Origin of the sequence: Streptomyces ipomoeae 91-03 (assembly GCF_000317595.1) — a bacterium.
Taxonomy (GTDB): domain Bacteria; phylum Actinomycetota; class Actinomycetes; order Streptomycetales; family Streptomycetaceae; genus Streptomyces; species Streptomyces ipomoeae.
Window position 1 is genome coordinate 1 of record NZ_AEJC01000194.1, and the last position, 18,478, is coordinate 18,478.

At 71.6% G+C, this 18,478-nt stretch carries 15 protein-coding genes and 1 pseudogene; 5 read left to right on the plus strand and 11 right to left on the minus strand.

Going from position 1 to position 18,478, the window contains the following annotated elements; genetic code table 11:
• Positions 1–7: 7 nt before the first annotated feature.
• The 6 genes and pseudogenes from adh to xylB all read right to left on the minus strand — a co-directional run bounded on the left by adh (position 8) and on the right by xylB (position 7,346).
• Positions 8–1,530, minus strand: a pseudogene (gene adh / locus STRIP9103_RS12915) (aldehyde dehydrogenase).
• A gap of 95 nt (positions 1,531–1,625) precedes the next feature.
• Entirely contained in the window at positions 1,626–1,964 is a 339-nt protein-coding gene (locus tag STRIP9103_RS12920) for a hypothetical protein (protein ID WP_009309525.1), read from the minus strand.
• A 186-nt stretch (positions 1,965–2,150) separates the two neighbouring features.
• Positions 2,151–3,464, minus strand: coding sequence for a GAF domain-containing protein (locus tag STRIP9103_RS12925; RefSeq protein ID WP_234022190.1), 1,314 nt, complete (start codon positions 3,462–3,464; stop codon positions 2,151–2,153).
• Positions 3,465–3,589: 125 nt separating this feature from the next.
• A complete protein-coding gene (locus STRIP9103_RS12930) occupies positions 3,590–4,198 on the minus strand; it encodes an N-acetylmuramoyl-L-alanine amidase (RefSeq protein ID WP_009309520.1) in 609 nt (202 codons plus the stop codon).
• A 382-nt stretch (positions 4,199–4,580) separates the two neighbouring features.
• The gene (locus STRIP9103_RS12935; protein ID WP_009309524.1) at positions 4,581–5,789 is read right to left on the minus strand and encodes an ROK family transcriptional regulator; all 1,209 of its coding nucleotides are present in this window, start codon (positions 5,787–5,789) and stop codon (positions 4,581–4,583) included.
• 111 nt (positions 5,790–5,900) lie between these two features.
• Positions 5,901–7,346, minus strand: coding sequence for a xylulokinase (gene xylB, locus STRIP9103_RS12940; RefSeq protein WP_009309519.1), 1,446 nt, complete (start codon positions 7,344–7,346; stop codon positions 5,901–5,903).
• 146 nt (positions 7,347–7,492) lie between these two features.
• On the opposite strand from xylB, the gene xylA reads away from it, so the two are divergent.
• Both xylA and STRIP9103_RS51440 read left to right on the plus strand, forming a co-directional pair.
• A complete protein-coding gene (gene xylA, locus STRIP9103_RS12945; protein WP_009309526.1) occupies positions 7,493–8,659 on the plus strand; it encodes a xylose isomerase in 1,167 nt (388 codons plus the stop codon).
• A 602-nt stretch (positions 8,660–9,261) separates the two neighbouring features.
• The gene (locus STRIP9103_RS51440; RefSeq protein WP_048820192.1) at positions 9,262–9,513 is read left to right on the plus strand and encodes a hypothetical protein; all 252 of its coding nucleotides are present in this window, start codon (positions 9,262–9,264) and stop codon (positions 9,511–9,513) included.
• 186 nt (positions 9,514–9,699) lie between these two features.
• Here STRIP9103_RS51440 and STRIP9103_RS12955 read toward each other — a convergent pair whose 3' ends face one another.
• Together STRIP9103_RS12955 and STRIP9103_RS12960 are read right to left on the minus strand one after the other, a co-directional pair.
• Positions 9,700–10,971, minus strand: a complete 1,272-nt coding sequence (locus tag STRIP9103_RS12955) for a hypothetical protein (protein ID WP_009309530.1) — start codon at positions 10,969–10,971, stop codon at positions 9,700–9,702.
• Positions 10,968–13,820: a DEAD/DEAH box helicase gene (locus STRIP9103_RS12960; protein WP_009309534.1), complete on the minus strand. Its 2,853-nt coding sequence runs from the start codon at positions 13,818–13,820 to the stop codon at positions 10,968–10,970. The genes STRIP9103_RS12955 and STRIP9103_RS12960 overlap by 4 nt, the downstream gene beginning before the upstream one ends.
• A gap of 245 nt (positions 13,821–14,065) precedes the next feature.
• Here STRIP9103_RS12960 and STRIP9103_RS12965 point away from each other — a divergent pair, with 245 nt between their 5' ends.
• Positions 14,066–14,254, plus strand: a complete 189-nt coding sequence (locus tag STRIP9103_RS12965; protein WP_048820193.1) for a hypothetical protein — start codon at positions 14,066–14,068, stop codon at positions 14,252–14,254.
• A gap of 79 nt (positions 14,255–14,333) precedes the next feature.
• Here STRIP9103_RS12965 and STRIP9103_RS12970 read toward each other — a convergent pair whose 3' ends face one another.
• The 3 genes from STRIP9103_RS12970 to STRIP9103_RS12980 form a co-directional block, all read right to left on the minus strand.
• Complete coding sequence (locus tag STRIP9103_RS12970; protein ID WP_009309532.1) at positions 14,334–15,200, minus strand: hypothetical protein; 867 nt, start codon at positions 15,198–15,200, stop codon at positions 14,334–14,336.
• Positions 15,201–15,357: 157 nt separating this feature from the next.
• Positions 15,358–15,654, minus strand: a complete 297-nt coding sequence (locus tag STRIP9103_RS12975; RefSeq protein WP_009309527.1) for a hypothetical protein — start codon at positions 15,652–15,654, stop codon at positions 15,358–15,360.
• Between the two features lie 159 nt (positions 15,655–15,813).
• Positions 15,814–16,422: a class I SAM-dependent methyltransferase gene (locus STRIP9103_RS12980; RefSeq protein ID WP_009309522.1), complete on the minus strand. Its 609-nt coding sequence runs from the start codon at positions 16,420–16,422 to the stop codon at positions 15,814–15,816.
• Between the two features lie 143 nt (positions 16,423–16,565).
• Here STRIP9103_RS12980 and STRIP9103_RS12985 point away from each other — a divergent pair, with 143 nt between their 5' ends.
• Entirely contained in the window at positions 16,566–17,342 is a 777-nt protein-coding gene (locus STRIP9103_RS12985; RefSeq protein ID WP_009309518.1) for an MHYT domain-containing protein, read from the plus strand.
• 259 nt (positions 17,343–17,601) lie between these two features.
• Positions 17,602–18,478 (plus strand): nitrate- and nitrite sensing domain-containing protein (locus STRIP9103_RS12990; RefSeq protein WP_199790537.1); only part of this gene is annotated, 877 nt, incomplete at its 3' end.

Sequence of the window (18,478 nt, forward strand, 5' to 3'; positions counted from 1 at the left end):
TTGAGGTTTAGAAGAAGCCAAGCTTCTGAGGGCTGTAGGAACAAAGAATGTTCTTCGTCTGCTGGTAGTGGTCCAGCATCATCTTGTGGGTCTCGCGGCCGATGCCCGAGCCCTTGTAGCCGCCGAACGCGGCGTGGGCCGGGTACGCGTGGTAGCAGTTCGTCCAGACGCGGCCCGCCTGGATGGAACGGCCCGCGCGGTAGGCGGTGTTGGCGTCCCGCGTCCACACGCCGGCCCCGAGGCCGTACAGCGTGTCGTTGGCTATTTTGATGGCGTCGTCGAAGTCGTTGAACGACGTGACGGACACGACCGGCCCGAAGATCTCCTCCTGGAAGATCCGCATACGGTTGTCGCCCTCGAAGATCGTCGGCTGGACGTAGTAGCCGCCCTTCAACTCCCCGTCATGCTCGATGCGTTCTCCACCGGTGAGGACCTTGGCCCCCTCCTGTCGGCCGATGTCCAGGTAGGAGAGGATCTTCTCCAACTGGTCGTTGGAGGCCTGTGCGCCGATCATGGTGTCGGTGTCGAGCGGGTGCCCGGTCTTGATCTGCTCGGTGCGGGCCACGGCCGCTTCCATGAACTCGGCGTAGTGACCGCGCTGCACCAGCGCCCGCGAGGGACAGGTGCACACCTCGCCCTGGTTGAGCGCGAACATCGTGAAGCCTTCGAGGGCCTTGTCGCGGAAGTCGTCGTTCGCCGACCACACGTCGTCGAAGAAGATGTTCGGCGACTTGCCACCGAGTTCGAGCGTCACCGGCGTGATGTTCTCCGAGGCGTACTGCATGATCAGCCGCCCGGTCGTCGTCTCGCCCGTGAACGCCACCTTCGCCACCCGCGGACTGGACGCCAGCGGCTTGCCCGCCTCCACCCCGAACCCGTTGACGATGTTCACGACACCCGGCGGCAGCAGATCGGAGACCAGGCTCAGCCAGACGTGGATCGACGCCGGAGTCTGCTCTGCCGGCTTGAGCACGACCGCGTTGCCCGCCGCCAGCGCGGGCGCCAGCTTCCAGGTCGCCATCAGGATCGGGAAGTTCCACGGAATGATCTGGGCGACCACACCGAGCGGCTCGTGGAAGTGGTACGCCACCGTGTCGTCGTCGAGCTCCGCGAGCGAACCCTCCTGCGCGCGGATCGCCCCCGCGAAGTACCGGAAGTGGTCGATCGCCAGCGGAATGTCGGCGGCCAGCGTCTCGCGCACCGGCTTGCCGTTCTCCCAGCTCTCCGCGACCGCCAGCTTCTCCAGGTTGGCTGCATCCGATCGGCGATCTTCCACAGGATGTCCGCACGCTCGGTCACCGACGTACGGCCCCAGCCCGGCGCGGCGGCGTGCGCCGCGTCCAACGCCCGCTCCACGTCCTCGCTCGTACCCCGCGCGATCTCCGTGAACGGCAGCCCGTTCACCGGGCTCGGGTTCTCGAAGTACTGCCCCCGCGCGGGCGGCACATACTCACCCCCGATGAAGTGGTCGTACCGCGCCTCATAGGAGACGACCGCGCCATCCGTACCGGGCGCTGCGAAACGCGTCATGAAGTACCTGCCTCCAAGAAGCGCCACCCGCCATTGGGCAGCTCTCGCGAGGAGGCTAGAAACCCAATGGTTGCAACGACGTTGCGGAGCCGTCCTCATTCCACCGCTTCAGGCTCGCCCGCCTCGAACGCGACGCGGCAACGCTCCACCTGCCCCGCCACCTCCTCCATGAACCAGCGCATGATCTCGTAGGGGATGACATGTTCGTCATCGCTGTGGACATGGACCGTCGGCTCCAGGTCCGGATCCTCATCGGGTATGTACGCCACCAGGAAGGCGGAGCCGGGCAGGTGAGTCATCGCCGTGGGCATCCCGGCCGACCTGGGCGGCAGCGGAACCGCCTCACTGAGTTCCACACACCACGCGTCGTCGGGCAACGCGTAGTGGAACACGATGGCGTAGCGCTTGCCTGCGTGATCACGGAACTCCGGCATGACCGCAGGCTGCCACGGCTGGCGCCGCCGCGTCGCCCGGATTTCCCGCCGAGCCAGGGGGCCAGGGGCCAGGAGGCGAGGGGACCAGGAGGCGAGGACGCCAGGAGGCCAGAGGGCCAGTAGGCGAGGACGCCAGGAGGCAGGAGGCCCGGCTGCCCGGAAGCCGCTCTGCCTTCGGGGCCGGACTCAGAGCCGCCGGCCCCGCACCCAACCAGACGGTGCCGCCAGTTCCGCCTCCAACTCGCGCAGCCTCGCCCGCACGGCCGCCGTCGGTCGTACGGCCGCGAGCGCCCGCCATACGTCGAGGTCGTCCTCGCCCCACGGGGCGTGCGCCCAGTCCGCCAGGAGGTCGGGGTCGCGCCGGGCTATGAGGGCCGTGCGCAGCCCGTCGGCGAGCCGGTGCCGCAGTCGTACGACGGCCGGTGCCTGCGAACCGGGCAGCAGGGGACCGCCGTACGCCGCCACGGCCGAGGTGACCGCTCCCGTCTCCAACCTCCTTTCCACGACCGCCACATCCGACTCGACCGGAACCATGAGCCGGTACGGACGCGACCCCAGCAAACCGGGCCCGAGCAGCCGCCGCAGCCGCGCCACCTCGGCCCGCAACGTCACCGGTGTCACCGACTCGTCCTCGTACAGCGCGCACAGCAACTCGTCACCGGACAGCCCTTCCGGATGCCGGGACAGCAACACCAGGATCTCGCTGTGCCGACGGCTGAGCCTGACCTTCCCCCCGCCGACCAGGAGTTGGGCCTCGTCACGGCCGAGAGCGGTGAGTTCGAGCGCGTCGGTCGCGGCACCGGGCGGGGCGAGCAGCGCCAGCTGTGATTCGGCTGCCCGCGCCACCGCCTGTACGAAGCCAAGGCTGTGCGGATGCGCCAGCCGGTCGCCGCCGGTGATGTCGACCGCGCCGAGCACCCGCCCGGTGCGCGGATCGTGCACCGGCGCCGCCGCACACGTCCACGGCTGCACCCGCCGTATGAAGTGCTCGGCCGCGAAAACCTGCACGGGCCGGTCCAGGGCGACCGCCGTACCCGGCGCATTCGTGCCGACCGCGGACTCCGCCCAGCGCGCTCCCGGAACGAAGTTCATCCGGTCCGCCCGCCGTCTGGTCGCCGGATGCCCCTCCACCCACAGCAGCCTGCCCTGCGCGTCGCACACCGCCAGCAGATGCTCGCCGTCCGCCGCGAACGTGCCCAGCAGCTCCCGGACCAACGGCATCACCCTCGCCAGCGGATGCTCCGCGCGATAGGTGCCGAGGTCGCCGTCCGTCAGCTCCACCCGCGCGGTGCCCTCGGGCCCGACCCCTGCCTTGGCCGAGCGTCGCCATGAATCGGCCACCACGGAACGCACGGGTCTCGCCACCGTGCCCCGCTGCGTGAACACCTCATGAGCCCGGCGCAGCACCCGCACCCGCTCGACGGGGTCGGCTCCAGGTTCGAGAGCCACCCATGGATCGGTCAACTCGGCCTCCCGAAAGGCTTGCGCGGCAGGGACCATCGTCACGCCGGACCGACGCCCCGACAAGCCACGTGACGGCGCCCGCAGCCTCGGACGCGACATGGACCGTGACCTCGTCTGTGCCGAACGCGGCGCCGGCGGTGCACCCGCCGTCCCGCTCCCGCTCAGACGGCGTTGACCAGACGTATGTACCGATCCCAGTCCCAGTGCGGCCCGGGATCGGTGTGGTCGGTGCCCGGAACCTCGTGGTGACCGATGATGTGATCGCGGTCCTTCGGCAAGCTGTACCTCTCGCAGATCGTCGCGGTGAGTGCCGCCGACTGCTCGTACATGGCACCCGTGAAGTACTCGGGCTGGTCCACCCAGCCCTCGTGCTCGATGCCGATGCTCCGCGCGTTGTAGTCCCAGTTGCCCGCGTGCCAGGCGATGTCACGTTCACGGACGCACTGGGTGATCCTTCCGTCGGCCGACCGCAGGACATAGTGCGCGGACACCTGCTTGGCCGGGTTCCAGAAGACGGGCAGGGTGTTCTTGTACGTCGTCTGGGTCACATGGATGATCACCAGGTCGATCGGGTGGCTGGTCGGGCGGTCGGCCGCGGTGTAGTTGGCCGGGCTCGCCGGTTCCCATCCGGCGTTCGGGTGGTCGACGGGCGGCGGGTGGGCGCCGGCCCGGGGGCTCGGGAGCATCGCGTAGGGGATCGCGGCGAGGGCGGTGCCCTTCAACAGACGCCGCCTGCTCGGCGACGATTCGGCTCCCTGGGTGTCGCTCATGGCTGGACGGCTCCGTTCTACCGACGGCAACAAGGTCTCCGACGTCCTGTGCGGAGACAGGCGCGTCATGTCGGAAGACGCATCCGCAGGTCGAGCGGCTGCGCCTCGCGTTGAATTACGGTACGGCGATGGACGATCAGCCGTCGGAGCGAGCGGAAATCGGTGGATAACCGGGCCGCTGTGGATAACTTCATCACCCACGCGAGGGAAATGACCCCGCGAGCCTGTGAATTGAGAGGTCGACTCGCCCGGTTGCAGGTCTGTGACCGAGTCACCTCGTCACGGGTGTACGCCGCACTTCCGGACACGGATGTACGCGGCGCCTCCTGAACACGGATGTACGCGGCGCCGCCTGGTCAAAGCTGTACGCCGAGTCTCGCCATCACGGCCGTACACCCAGCGTCGCCGGATCGTCCAGCACGCCCCGCACCACCGAATGCGCCGCCCCCAGCAGTGGCCCGTCCGAGCCCAGCCGCGACACGGTCACCGCACACGCGGGCCCTGCCGTGCGCCGGGCCAACTCGTGCTCCAGGGCCGGAAGCAGCCAGGGCGCCAGCGCGGCCAGGGCGCCGCCCAGCACTACGGTCTCGGGGTCCAGCAGATTGACCGCGCCGGTCAGCGCGATGCCGAGCGCGGTCCCGGCGCCGCGCAGCGCCCGGCGTACCTCGTCGTCACCGGCGGCGGCCCTCTCGGCGAGCAACTCGACGCTGTCCTCGCCCGGTTCCAGCCCGGCCGCCCGCAGCACGGCCTCCTCACCGGCGTACTGCTCCAGACAGCCACGTCCACCGCACGCGCACTCGGGGCCCTCGGGCCGTACCGGCACATGGCCCAACTCACCGGCGAACCCACGCGTTCCACGGAGCAGTCGGCCGTCCACGACCACCGCGCCACCGATGCCGATCTCCGCGGAGACATGCAGGAAGTCGGACGGTGTCCCGTCGCCGAGCCAGAGTTCGGCGAGACCACCGAAGTTGGCCTCGTTGTCCACCGTCAGTGCCAGATCGCCCGGCAGCAGGGCGCCGAGGTCGGCGTCGTGCCAGTCGAGGTTGGGGGCGCGGACCACGGTCCGGGCGTCGCGCGCCACGAGTCCGGGCACGGCGACCGCGAGGCCCGCCGGCCACAATCCCTCGGTGCGCGCCGCGGCGATGACCTGGCGCACGAGTGCCGTCAGCTCCTGGATGACCGGCTCGGGCGACCGGCCCCGGTTGGTTCCCTGCTGGACGGCCCGCGCCCGCACCTCACCGCGCAGGTCCACGGCACAGACCGCGAGGTGGTCGACACCGATCTCCGCGCCGATTCCGGCCGGACCTCGTCCACTCAGGGCGAGCGCGGAGCCGGGCCGGCCGACCCGGCCCGGACGCTCGGGGCCCAGTTCCTCCAGGAGTCCCGAACGGATCAGCTCGTCCACCAGCGTCGACACGGCGGCCCGGGTGAGGCCGATGCGCGAGGCGACCGCGGCACGTGACAGCGGCCCCTCGGCGTTGACGGTGTGCATGACCCGGGAGAGGTTCCGGCGACGCATGCCCTGCTGGGTGTCGGGCAGACGGCGGCCGGGACCGCTCGGACGGGACTCGTGCAGCGGTGCGGTCATGCCTCCCTCGGCTCCCGTCGACGTGTGCTCGTGGATGTCCTGTAGATCATGCCGGAACCGACTTTCCCCACGTCAGACACCCCCTCGTCGCAACGGCACCCGACCGGGGCGTCAGCGCCCGTCCGGCTCGCGCTCCAGCAGCGGAGCCGCGTCGGAGAGTACCCCGGCGATCCTGGCCAGCGTCTCCTCGTCCCGCTCCACGGCTTCCAGTACCGGCCCGCGGGCGGTGTTCCAGCGGCGGGCGACCGACGCCGGGTCCTCGCCGGTGAGCAGCCCGGCGGCCTGCGCGGCGGCACCCAGCGCGACCAGCTCCTTGGCCTCGGGAACCTGCACGGCACGTCCCGACAGCCGCCGTACCGTCTGCTGCCAGGCCGTGCCCCGAGCGCCCCCGCCGATGAGCAGCAGCGGCGCGGAGGTGTCCGCGTCCTCGTCGAGTACCAGGTCGAGGGCGCCCAGCAGGGAGTGGACCGCGCCGTCGTACGCGGCCTGGAGCAGCTGCCCGCCGGTCGTGTCGTGCCGCAGCCCGTGCAGCAGGCCGGAGGCGTTCGGCAGGTTCGGGGTGCGCTCACCGTCCAGGTAGGGGAGCAGGGTGACGCCCGCGCCGGGCTCGACGGCCTCGCGGTCCAGGTTCAGCAGGGTGGCGACGCGGTCGACGGCCTGGGTGCAGTTCAGGGTGCAGGCCAGCGGCAGCCAGTCGCCGTGGGCGTCGGCGAAGCCCGCCACCGTGCCGGTCGGGTCGGCGGGGCGCCGCTTGGAGACCGCGTACACCGTGCCGGAGGTGCCGAGGCTCATCACCGGGGCACCGGGTCGCAGCCCGAGCCCCAGTGCGGCGGCGGCGTTGTCACCGGTGCCGGGAGCCACCAGGGTGCCCTTCGAGAACGGCAGGTCGTGGGCGTCCCGTACCGTTCCCGCGACCTCGCCCGGCCGCACCACACGGGGCAGCAGCGCCGGGTCCAGCCCCACATGGGCGAGGACCTCCTCGTCGTACGCCTCGGTCGCCGACGCCCACCAGCCCGTACCGGAGGCGTCGCCCCGGTCGGTCGTGCCCTGGCCCGTGAGGCGCTCGGTGAGGTAGTCGTGCGGCAGCCGTACGGCCGCGGTCGCCCGCACGGCCTCGGGCTCGTTCTCGGCCAGCCAGGCCCATTTCGTGACGGTGAACGACGCCCCCGGCACGCTTCCGGCACGCTCGGCCCAGGCCTTCGCGCCGCCCAGCTCCTCCACCAGACGACGGGCCTGCGGTGCCGACCGCACGTCGTTCCACAGCATCGCGGGACGGACCGGTTCGCCCCGGGCATCGAGGGTGACGAGGCCGTGCTGCTGGCCTCCGATCGACACCGCCGCGGCCTCGCGCGCCGCCTCCCCGCACTGGTTCAGCGCCTCGCACAGCGCGTCCCACCACTGCCGCGGATCGCTCTCGCGGCCCGCCCCGGAGGACACGGTGTGCGGCGCCTGCCCGCTCGCCACCACCCGTCCGGTCGACGCGTCGACGACCAGGGCCTTGGTGGACTGTGTGGACGAGTCCACACCGACGACGAGCGGACCCTCGGCTGTTGACATGGGGCTCTCCCTCTCACGCGGCTCATGACCGCCGTGGACGTGGCTGACGTCTCCGTCCCGGCGACATCTTGTCTTCCCAGAGACGCGTCCGCATACTAATTTGTAAATCGCCATGACGAAATAGTCGGAGCGCAAGGAGCCGCGGCATGAACTACCAGCCCACCCCCGAGGACAGGTTCACCTTCGGCCTGTGGACCGTCGGCTGGCAGGGAAGGGACCCGTTCGGCGACGCCACCCGGCGCGCCCTCGACCCGGTCGAGACGGTGCAGCGTCTGGCGGAACTGGGCGCCTACGGCGTCACCTTCCACGACGACGACCTGATCCCCTTCGGGTCCTCGGACAGTGAGCGCGAGGAGCACATCAAGCGCTTCCGCGCGGCACTCGACTCGACCGGCATGACCGTGCCGATGGCCACCACCAACCTCTTCACGCACCCCGTCTTCAAGGACGGCGCGTTCACCGCCAACGACCGCGACGTCCGCCGGTACGCCCTGCGCAAGACGATCCGCAACATCGACCTGGCCGTCGAGCTGGGCGCCAAGATCTACGTCGCCTGGGGCGGCCGTGAGGGCGCCGAGTCGGGTGCCGCCAAGGACGTCCGGGTCGCGCTGGACCGGATGAAGGAGGCCTTCGACCTCCTGGGCGAGTACGTGACCTCGCAGGGCTACGACCTGAAGTTCGCGATCGAGCCCAAGCCGAACGAGCCGCGTGGCGACATCCTGCTGCCCACCGTCGGCCACGCCCTGGCCTTCATCGAGCGCCTGGAGCGCCCGGAGCTGTACGGCGTCAACCCGGAGGTCGGCCACGAGCAGATGGCCGGGCTGAACTTCCCGCACGGCATCGCCCAGGCCCTCTGGGCGGGCAAGCTCTTCCACATCGACCTCAACGGCCAGTCCGGCATCAAGTACGACCAGGACCTCCGCTTCGGCGCGGGCGACCTGCGCTCGGCCTTCTGGCTGGTCGACCTCCTGGAGAGCGCCGGTTACGCGGGCCCGAAGCACTTCGACTTCAAGCCCCCGCGCACCGAGGACTTCGACGGTGTCTGGGCGTCGGCCGCGGGCTGCATGCGCAACTACCTCATCCTGAAGGAGCGCGCGACCGCCTTCCGTGCCGACCCCGAGGTCCAAGAGGCCCTGCGTGCCGCGCGTCTGGACCAGCTGGCCCAGCCCACGGCCGCCGACGGCCTGCAGGCGCTCCTCGCGGACCGCACGGCCTTCGAGGACTTCGACGCCGAGGCCGCCGCCGCGCGCGGCATGGCGTTCGAGCGCCTCGACCAGCTGGCCATGGACCACCTGCTGGGCGCGCGCGGCTGATCACGCGCGCGTGGGAGGCCCGTTCCGCTCCAAGCGGCGACGGGCCTCCGCTCGTTCCGGCCCGCCCCTCGGACTGTGCCGACCCCTGCCTCGTGTCGGCTTTGATCCTCCGCTTGACACACCCCGCCGGTTCCGGCTGATTCCCGCCTCTCCTGTGGCCGATCTCGCGGCGGAATTCTCCGGAATCGTGCGGTCCGTGGCATGAGTCCGTATCAACTCCCGCGCAGGGGTCGCGCGATGACCGGTACGCGGCGACGCTGGACGGTATGGGCATGCCGCCGTCACCGCCCCAGCCACCTCAACCGCCGGACGACACCCCGCCGTCGAGCGGCGGAGGGTCTGGACCGCCGCCAGGGGGCTACGGCCCGCCAGCGGGCGACCCCACCGGGGGATACACACCACCACCCGGAGGCTTCGGCCCGCCTACGCGGGGCGGTGGGTGGCCTCCAGCAGGACAGGGTGATGCCTGGCCCCCATCGGGACAGGGCGGCGATGGGGGCCGGCCCCCATCGGGACAGGACGGTGGGACCTGGCAGCCGCCCGATCCGCCCGACGGCCCTCCTCCCGGCGGGCGACGGAACATCCTGTTCGTCCTTCTCGCCATGATCATCGTCGTGGGCGCCGTCGCGGCGGTCGTGCTGGTGGCCACCGGGGACGAGGGCTCACCGGACGACAAGCCTCCGGCCGAGACCGATCGCAGCAGCGACCCGACGCCCACTCCGTCGCTGAGCCTCCCGTCCCGGCTGCCCAGCGCGCTCCCGTCGTTGCCCGACCTGCTGAGCGACCTGCCGAGCGAGCTCCCCAGCAACTTCGGCTCGCTTTTCCCGTCCCTGGCCACCGGCGAAATGCCGTAGTACACGCTCCAGGCGGGAACCGCTCCGACACGGCCGACAGTCGGCCGGGACAGGCCGTCCCGCGCCCGTGTGGTGAGCCCACGACGCCGAGCTCGTTCGGTGCGCGCGGACGTGTGGCGCACCGACTTCACGCGCGTGTACGACACCGGCCCGCCCCGGCGAGACTCAGACGTCCGGGGTCGGCGCTTAGACCTCGGCCCCGACGGAGGCCAGTGCGGTTGCCGGGTCCTGGGCCGCCGGACCCGCCGGCACCCAGCGGCCCCGCTCCTTGCGGTACGGCCACCAGCGGCCGTCACGCCCCAGCCGCAGTTGGGCCGAGCCGCCGATCACGGTCCAGCGGTTGTGCGTGGAGCGCAGCCGTGGCCGCTCGTTCTCGTCCCAGGCCGACTCCAGGGCGGCACGCGCGCGTGCGAGTGATTCCGCCGGTACCCGCCATTCCTCGTCGAGTACGGCGAGTCCGGCCGCACCGCCGTACCGCCAGGCCCGGACGGCGAGCGCCAGCCCTTCCCGGTCGCGCTCGGACCCGCGAGCGAGCCGTGCCTCGATGCTCGGCCCCGGATCACCGGCGGCCAGGCGCACGGCATCCTGGTGGAGCGTCAGGTCTTCGCCCAACGGCCGCTGCTCATGGCCGGGGTGGAGGGCCTCGGCCAGCATCCGATGGGCCTCCCGCGCGGTCTGCGCCGCCACGAACTCCAGCGCGGCCGGGTCCACCCCGGGCGCGGGCGGGACCTCGGTGTCCAGGGAGGGCGGCAGACCGGGCTCCACGGGCAACTCGGGCGGCTCCGGCAGCGGAGGCAGGATGTCCCCGGCCGCGAACGCCTCGGCGGCGTCCAAGCCGTCCTGGACGGCCTCCGGCGCCCTCTGCTCGTCCACCCAGGGGGCGACGCTGCGTACCTGGAGCTCGTCCAGGAGCGCGCGCTCGGTGCGCCCCCGCATCAGCAGCAGGAGAAACGGGTCCTGGTCCAGCAGCCGGGCCACCTGGTAGCAGAGCGCCGCGGTGTGGCCGCAGTGGTCCCAGGCGCCGCACTCGCACTCCGCCTCCAGATCACCGAGCCCGGGCAGGAGTTCGACGCCAGCCGTGGCGGCGTCCTCGACGAGATGCGGCGGCATCTCCCGGTCGAGCAGCGCGGCGATGTGCCCGGACCGCTCGGCGGCCATGCGCAGAAAGCGCTCCCAGTGCTCCTCGGACAGCTCCTGGAACAGGACGTCGGCGCGATGGGCCGTGCCGTCTCGGTCCTGCACGACGGCCGTGACCCGCCCCGGGCGCACCGACACGCCGCCCACCGCTCCCGCGCGCGCGAGCCTGCGTCCAGCCTTCACCTGCTCCGAGTCCAGCGCGGCGTCCTCCAGGGCCTTCAGCCAGGCCTGACCCCACCACGTCCGGGCGAAACCCCGCCCGCGCACGGGAGCCAGTGCCGCGAACGTGCGCTCTTCGTCGCGCCCGGTGTGATCCGTCATCGCCCGCTCCCTCGAAGCTCCACCAGATCGGCCAGTTCGGCGTCGGACAGCTCGGTGAGCGCCGCGTCGCCGGAGCCGAGCACCGCCTCGGCCAACTCCCGCTTGCGGACCAGCATGTCCGCGATGCGGTCCTCGACCGTCCCCTCCGTGATCAGCCGGTGCACCTGCACCGGTCGTGTCTGCCCGATGCGGTACGCCCGGTCGGTGGCCTGCGCCTCCACGGCAGGGTTCCACCAGCGGTCGTAGTGCACGACATGCTCGGCCCGCGTCAGGTTCAGGCCCGTGCCGGCGGCCTTCAACGACAGCAGGAAGACAGGCACTTCGCCCTTCTGGAAGCGGTCGACCATCGCCTCGCGCTCGGGGATCGGTGTGCCGCCGTGCAGAAACCCCGTCGGCACTCCGCGCGCCGCGAGATGGCGGTGCAGGAGCCGCGCCATTCGAACGTACTGGGTGAACACCAGAACGCTCGCCCCCTCGGAGAGGATGGTGTCCAGGAGCTCGTCCAGCAGCTCCAACTTCCCCGATCTGCCGGGAATCCGGGGCCGCTCCTCCTTGAGGAACTGCGCCGGGTGGTTGCAGATCTGCTTGAGCCCGGTCAGCAGCTTCACGATCAGTCCGCGCCGCTCCATGCCGTCGGCCGCGGCGATCTCCGCCATGGTCTCGCGGACCAGCGCCTCGTACAGGCCGACCTGTTCCCTGGTGAGCGACACCGCGCGGTCGGTCTCGGTCTTCGGCGGGAGCTCCGGTGCGATGCCCGGGTCCGACTTGCGACGGCGCAGCAGGAACGGCCGTACGAGACGGGCGAGCCGCTCCGCCGCGGCGGGATCCCGGCCGCCCTCGACGGCCTGCGCGTACCGGGTACGGAAGGTGCCGAGCCTGCCGAGCAGACCCGGAGTCGTCCAGTCGAGGATCGCCCACAGCTCGGACAGGTTGTTCTCCACCGGAGTGCCGGTGAGCGCCACACGCGCGCGTGCCCCGATCGTGCGCAACTCCTTCGCCGTGGCCGAGTAGGGGTTCTTCACGTGCTGTGCCTCGTCCGCGACGACCATGCCCCACGACACGTCGGCGAGCCGCGGCGCGTCGAGCCGCATGGTGCCGTACGTGGTGAGGACGAACTCCCCGTCGGCGAGGCCCTCAAGGCCGCGCCGGGCCCCGTGGAAACGGCGCACCGGCACGCCGGGCGCGAACTTCTCGATCTCCCGCTGCCAGTTGCCCATAAGCGAGGCCGGACAGAGCACGAGGGTGGGGCCGGCGGACGAGACGTCGGACTGCCGGTGCAGATGCAGGGCGATCAGGGTGATCGTCTTGCCCAGCCCCATGTCGTCGGCCAGACAGCCGCCCAGTCCCAGGGAGGTCATCCGGGCCAGCCAGTTCAGGCCGCGCAACTGGTAGTCCCGCAGGGTCGCGGCGAGCCCGGACGGCTGCCCGACCGGCTCCTGACCCTCCGGGTCCGACAGCCGCTCCCGCAGCGTCGCCAGCCACCCCGTGGGCCGTACGTCGACCATCCGGCCGTCGACCTCCGTGGAGCCCGTCAGGGCGGCGCTGAGCGCCTCGACGGGCGAGACCTTGTGGTCCTGCTGCGCACGCGTGCGGCGGATCTCCTCCGGGTCGACCAGGACCCACTGATCGCGCAGCCGCACCATCGGGCGGTTGGCCTCCGCGAGCAGGTCCAACTCCTGACGGGTGAGCCGCTGGTCGCCCAGTGAGAACCACCAGTCGAAGGCGAGCAGCGCGTCGGCGGACAGGTACGACGGGGTGTCGGACGCGGTCCTGTCCGGGCCCTGTTCGTCGTCCGGGGGCCCGATGACCGCGCGGGCGGTCAACCTGTGTGCCAGCTCCTTGGGCCAGTGCACGTCGACACCGGCGGCGGCCAGCAGGCGAGTACCCTCGCCGAGCAGTTCCGTGACCTCCTCGTCGGCGAGTTCCACCGACTCCGGTACGGCGGCCGAGAGCAGCGGGGTGAGCGGGGGCCAGGCCCGGGCCGCGCGGCGCAGCGCCAGCAGGGCGTCCATCCGCGCGCGCGGGCCGAACACGTCGGCGCCGACCCACACGTCGGCGGCGTCCGCGACCAGCGCCGGGTCGCTCACGCTGTGCACCTGCGGTACGGCCCGGAACGACAGCCGTGTCCCGTCCGAGTCGGCCGACTCGAGGCCCGGTACTTCCAGGCGCAGCGAGACGCGGACCCCCGCGTCGTGACCGGCGGCGACATCCGCCGCCCAGACGCGCTGCTCGGGCACGTGCTGCGGCTCCCTCCCGGCGAAGGCCGGGCCACCTGCCGCGAGGGCCGCGGCGGGGGAGCGGGGCAACGAGTCGGCGACCGCGTCGAGGAATTCGCGCAGGAGCCGTTCCGGATCCGGCAGGCGCAACGGAGCCGTGTGCTCCATGGGCGCTGCGTGCGCCTCGGGCGGCATCGCGGCGGCCAGTTCCCGGACCCGCTCCAGATCCTCCGCCCTCAGCGGTCCGACCCGCCAGGCGGCATGGCCGCTCGCGGTCACACCGGGCAACAGCAGCCCGCGCGCGGTGAGTTGCAGCGCCAGTACGACTGCCGCGCCCCAGAAGGCGGTCGACCGATGGGCGCTCGCGGCGGCACGCGCGCGCGTGAGCACCGGAAGCGCGGCGTGCGCCGGGAGTGACATGGCCGGCACTGTCACCGACGCGACGCCATTGTCACTCGGCAGCACGAGTGCCGTCTCTTCGATGGAGCCGGGCGCGACCAGGGGCGGCGCGGTGCCGTCCGGTCGCCGGAACAGCACACGGCCGGTGCGGGCCGGGTCCGCGCCCACGAAAACGGCGTGGCAACGGATCAGCTCGGAGACGTGGGAAGGACTTGCCGCGAGATTCAGTGGCACAGAGATGCTGCACTCCTCAAATTTGACTACTGCAGCCAGGATCGCCGAGGTTACATCACTTCAAACCTCCGACAGGTGTGACGGGCGGTGACGTGGGTCACTTGTCGCCGTGGGTGGCGCGGGCATCTCAGGGTTGTGCCGGGGTCGACCTCAGGGTCGTGTCAGGGTCGTGGTCCGGAACTGCGGGGAGCTCGATCCCGTTTTCAGGACAGAGAGCGGCAGTGGCCGCGAAGGAGGCGACGGAGATGTCGAAGAGCACGAAGATCGTCGCAGGGGGTGCGGCAATCGGGATCGTCCTGTTGATCCTGTTGCCCTTCCCGTTCTGGGCCAATCTCTTGATAGTTCTGGGGATCCCCACAGCCGCGTACCTCACGCTGGACCCCTCGCAGCGGCGCAGGCTCCGCCGGGTCGGGCGCAAGGAGCTCGGTCGCTGAGACGCCACCGGCCCGCGAGAGCGGGCCGGTGACGCAAGACCTCAGGTGCCGGGCAAGGGCGGCGGGAGAGGTCCGGGGCTCAGTTGGGGCGTACCGCGATCTTGTCGAGGGATTCCAGGAGGCCGGGCAGTTCCGGGCCGCGGCCCACCGGGAGCACCTCCCCAGGTTCTTCGTCGAGGAGGACGAACGCGATGTCGTCGGTCCTGGCCACCATCGACCAGCCGGGACCGTCGGCACGGAGGGTCCGGGCGTCGCCGGGCGCGAACGTCGAACGGACACGTCCCAGAGGCGGTGGCGACTCCACGTACGCGCGCGCTTCCGCGAGGACACGGCGGATGCCCGTGCGTGCGGTGCTCTCGTCGCCACCGGTCCTGGCGGTATCCCCGGCCTCGGTCGCGTTCCCGGCAGCCGCTGCCTCGCTCGTGCCGTCCTGCCCGGCGAACGCGGCGTCGTCGATCTGCTCCCGCCACATGCCCCACTGAAGTGCGATCTCATCGGCCCCCAGGCGCCGCTGGGCAGGGCCCCAGATGCCGGTGTCCGGCGGGCTCAGCGGCGGCCGGTCCGTGAGCTCCGGGTCGGGGTCGTGCGGAGCGGGCACGCCGGGGGCCGCCACGGCGACCGCGAGGGGCCAGCCGGGCAGGGCGGCCACGACCGAGTCCTCGTCGGGCGACAGGTCGTACTCCATGCCGCAGTCCCACGACGCGATGGCCACGGCGACCAGCGACACATCGTCGACCACCACCGTCCACCGAGCGCCGTCGCCGTCCTGGCCCAGGACGATGCCGTACCCGTCGGCGAGCGGTGCGAGGCCGAGCGCCGCACAGGCCTCCGGATAGTCGTCACCCAGCACACTGGGGAAGTTCGCGGGCGTGAGCAGCACCGCCGTCAGCACGTAGAGTGCGTCGTCGTCCCCGGCGGCGACGGCAGGCTCGTCCGTCCCGGCCATCCCGGTCTCCCATCGCTCTCGCTCGTCCGTCGGCGCACCCTAATGCGCCCGGCGGGCCCTTGTCACGAGCGTGAACCCCACGTGGAGCTGCGGCCGTCCGGCGAAGCCGCGGTGGACCGGGCGGACGGAGGCGAAACGACCGGAAACCCTCACCGGTTCAGGCGGCGGGCAACCCCAGAAGTGACCGCGCCACCGTCTGCGGCGACTCGTCCCGCTCCCGCGCCAGTGCGATGACAGCCCGGCACGCCAGCTCGCTCACCCCGAACGACAGTGCCTCGGGTGACACCCAGGTCGCGGCCTCGTCGATCCGGTCCTGATCGTCCTCGGCGCACGCCGATATGTAGGCGGCAGCCGCCTCGAACAGATTGTGCGTACGCTTCGCTTCCTGCGCGGTCGTCTCTGTGCGCAACGAGTCGCGGAATCTGCCGAAGGACTTACGGAGCCTGTCGAACATGTGACCCACCTTCCCCCACGTCGGTATCACAGAACGTTCACGTGCTCCTACTCAACGTAGAGATGGAGTCGCGGCGACAGAAGAGGGCCCATGCCGTGAAGGGCGGTGAGCGGAGGGCTCCGGACCCGGCGCCGCGCCGTCCCCCGGGCGGCCCTGAGCTCAGCCGACGCGCACCGACAGTGCGAGGAACCGGGTGTCCTCGTCGACGTACGACGTCATGCGCCAGCCCGAACCGGCCAGCAGGGGGCCCAGATTCCTCTCCGCACGCAGGTCTTCCGGGGTGATCCGCCGCCCCTGGCGCGCCGCGAGCGCCGCCCGGCCGATCGGATGGAAGAGCGCGAGGGTGCCGCCCGGCCGGACCACCCGCGCCAACTCCCGGAGATCTTCGGCGGGATTCGGCAGATGCGCGATGAGACCGGCCGCGAACACCGCGTCCAGCGACTCCGTGCGCAACGGCAGCGCGGCCACGTCGGCGAGCAGCAACTGCCCGTCACGGTCCCGCCCCGCCCGTACGGCGGCCTCCAGCATGGCCGGCGTCAGATCGGCCCCGAGCACCACTCCGGAGGGCCCCACGGCGGCACGCAGGGGCGTCAGGGCCCGCCCCGTGCCGCACCCGGCGTCGAGGACACGATCGCCCGCGCGCAGACCGAGCTCGGCGATCGCAGCCGCGTACGCGGGGCCGTCGTCGGGGAACTTGCTGTCCCAGGCGGCTGCCCGCGCGGTGAAGAACTCCTGGACATGTGTGTGGTCGTCGCTCATGTTCCGCATGATCCCTCACCGGTGAGGGGGAGGGCGCGGCGCGCATGTTCGAGCGTGAGGCGATCGTTCCAGCGCACATACGCGCCACATTCCACCACCTTTCGAAATGCGCCCCCTTCCTGCGCCTGTGTCCCCACTAGCGTCCCGGAGCCATGGGACACCTGGACCACGCCACCTTCGGCTGGCTGACCCCCGTGCTGTCGTACGTCATGGCGTGCACCGGCGCCGCCCTCGGACTGCGCTGCACCGTCCGTGCGCTCGGTGCCACCGGCAGATCCCGCCGCAACTGGCTCGTCACCGCGGCGTCCGCGATCGGCACCGGCATCTGGACGGTGCACTTCGTGGCGATGCTCGGCTTCGGCGTCAGCGGCACCGAGATCCGCTACGACGTGCCGCTGACCATCCTGAGTCTTCTCGTCGCCATGGTCGTCGTCTGCGCCGGAGTCTTCGCCGTCGGCTACGGCCGGGACCGCACCCGCGCTCTCCTCCTCGGCGGACTCACCACCGGCCTGGGCGTCGCGAGCATGCACTACCTGGGCATGGCGGCGGTCCGGCTGCACGGCGACGTGATGTACGCCCCGGCTCTCGTCGCGCTCTCCATCGTGATCGCCGTGGTCGCGGCGACCGCGGCCCTGTGGGCGGCACTCAACATCAAGTCGCCCGTCGCGGTCACCGTCGCCTCCCTGGTCATGGGTGGAGCGGTGAGCTCCATGCACTACACCGGTATGTGGGCGGTACGCGTGGAGGTCGCCCCGTCCGGCGCGGTCCTGCCCGGGGCCACGGCGATGCAGTTCATCTTCCCCCTCGCCGTCGGCCTCGGGTCCTATCTCTTCCTCACCTCCGCGTTCGTCGCGCTGTCGCCCACGACCGGGGAGCGCGAGGCCTCCTCGTCGGCCCAGCGGCCGGTCGACAGCGCCGTCGCCCACTAGGGCCCTTCTGATGGATCTCCGTGGCGTCGCGGCGTCCGGCACGCCCTCTCGCCGCACCGGGCACAAGCCCAAGTACATCCAGTACGAGGGCTTGCGCCCGGCACGCCGAGAGCACGCTCCCCCACTCCCGGCTTCGTTCGAGCGGGAGGGGCCCCACGACGCCGCTCCTTCTCCCACGGAGATCCATCAGAAGGACCCTGGCCACGCACGCGTGGCGGCCGTCGAAGGCTCCGCCCGAACCACTCCGATCGAGGAGGCCATGCGTACACCCCGCAGGACCCCGACAGCCGGCGCCGAGACGCCGACCCAGCCCGCGATACGGGGCCGTCGCGCCCACGCGGGACCCCCGGCCGACGAACGCCACGACCACGACCAGACCGGCGCCGTCCCGAAAAACGGTCCACCCACGCGCGCGGGACGATGGCATTTACGCCCCCGCACCGTCCGCGCCAAGATCGTCTGCCTGCTCATGGTGCCCGTCGTCTCCCTGCTCGCCCTGTGGGCACACGCCACCGTCACCACCGCCCAGGACGTCGCCCGGCTCCGCCGACTCCAGAGCGTGGACGCCTCCATACGTGTGCCGGTCGCCGACGCCGTGGCCGCGCTCCAGGCCGAACGCGTGGCCGCCGTGCGCTACGCCACCAGGCCCTCCAGCGAGCACGAGAGCGCGCTGAAAGAGCTGGCCCAGCGCACCGACCGGGCAGTCTCCGCACTACGCCTGGGCGATGAGCACACCGTCGCCGACGGCACCGACCTGCCCGCCGCAGTGGCCGAGCGTCTCGCAGGCTTCGTCGCCGGAGCCGAACGGACGCGAACACTGCGGACCTCGGTGCTCGACCGCCGCACCGGATGGGCGCAGACGTACGAGCGGTACACCACGACCATTTCCGCGGCCTTCGGCGTGGGCGGCGCGCTCACCGGCATCCAGGACGCCGAATCGGGCTCCGACGCGCGTGTGCTGCTCGAATTCTCCCGCGCGGCCGAAGCCCTGGCCCAGGAGGACGCGCTTCTGGCAGGTGCCCGCCTCGCCGGCGCCGTCGACCGCGAGCGACTGCGTCAGTTCAGTGGCGCCGTCGACACACGCCGCACACTGACGGAGACAGCCGTCGCCGATCTGGGCGGACCCGAAGGCGCCG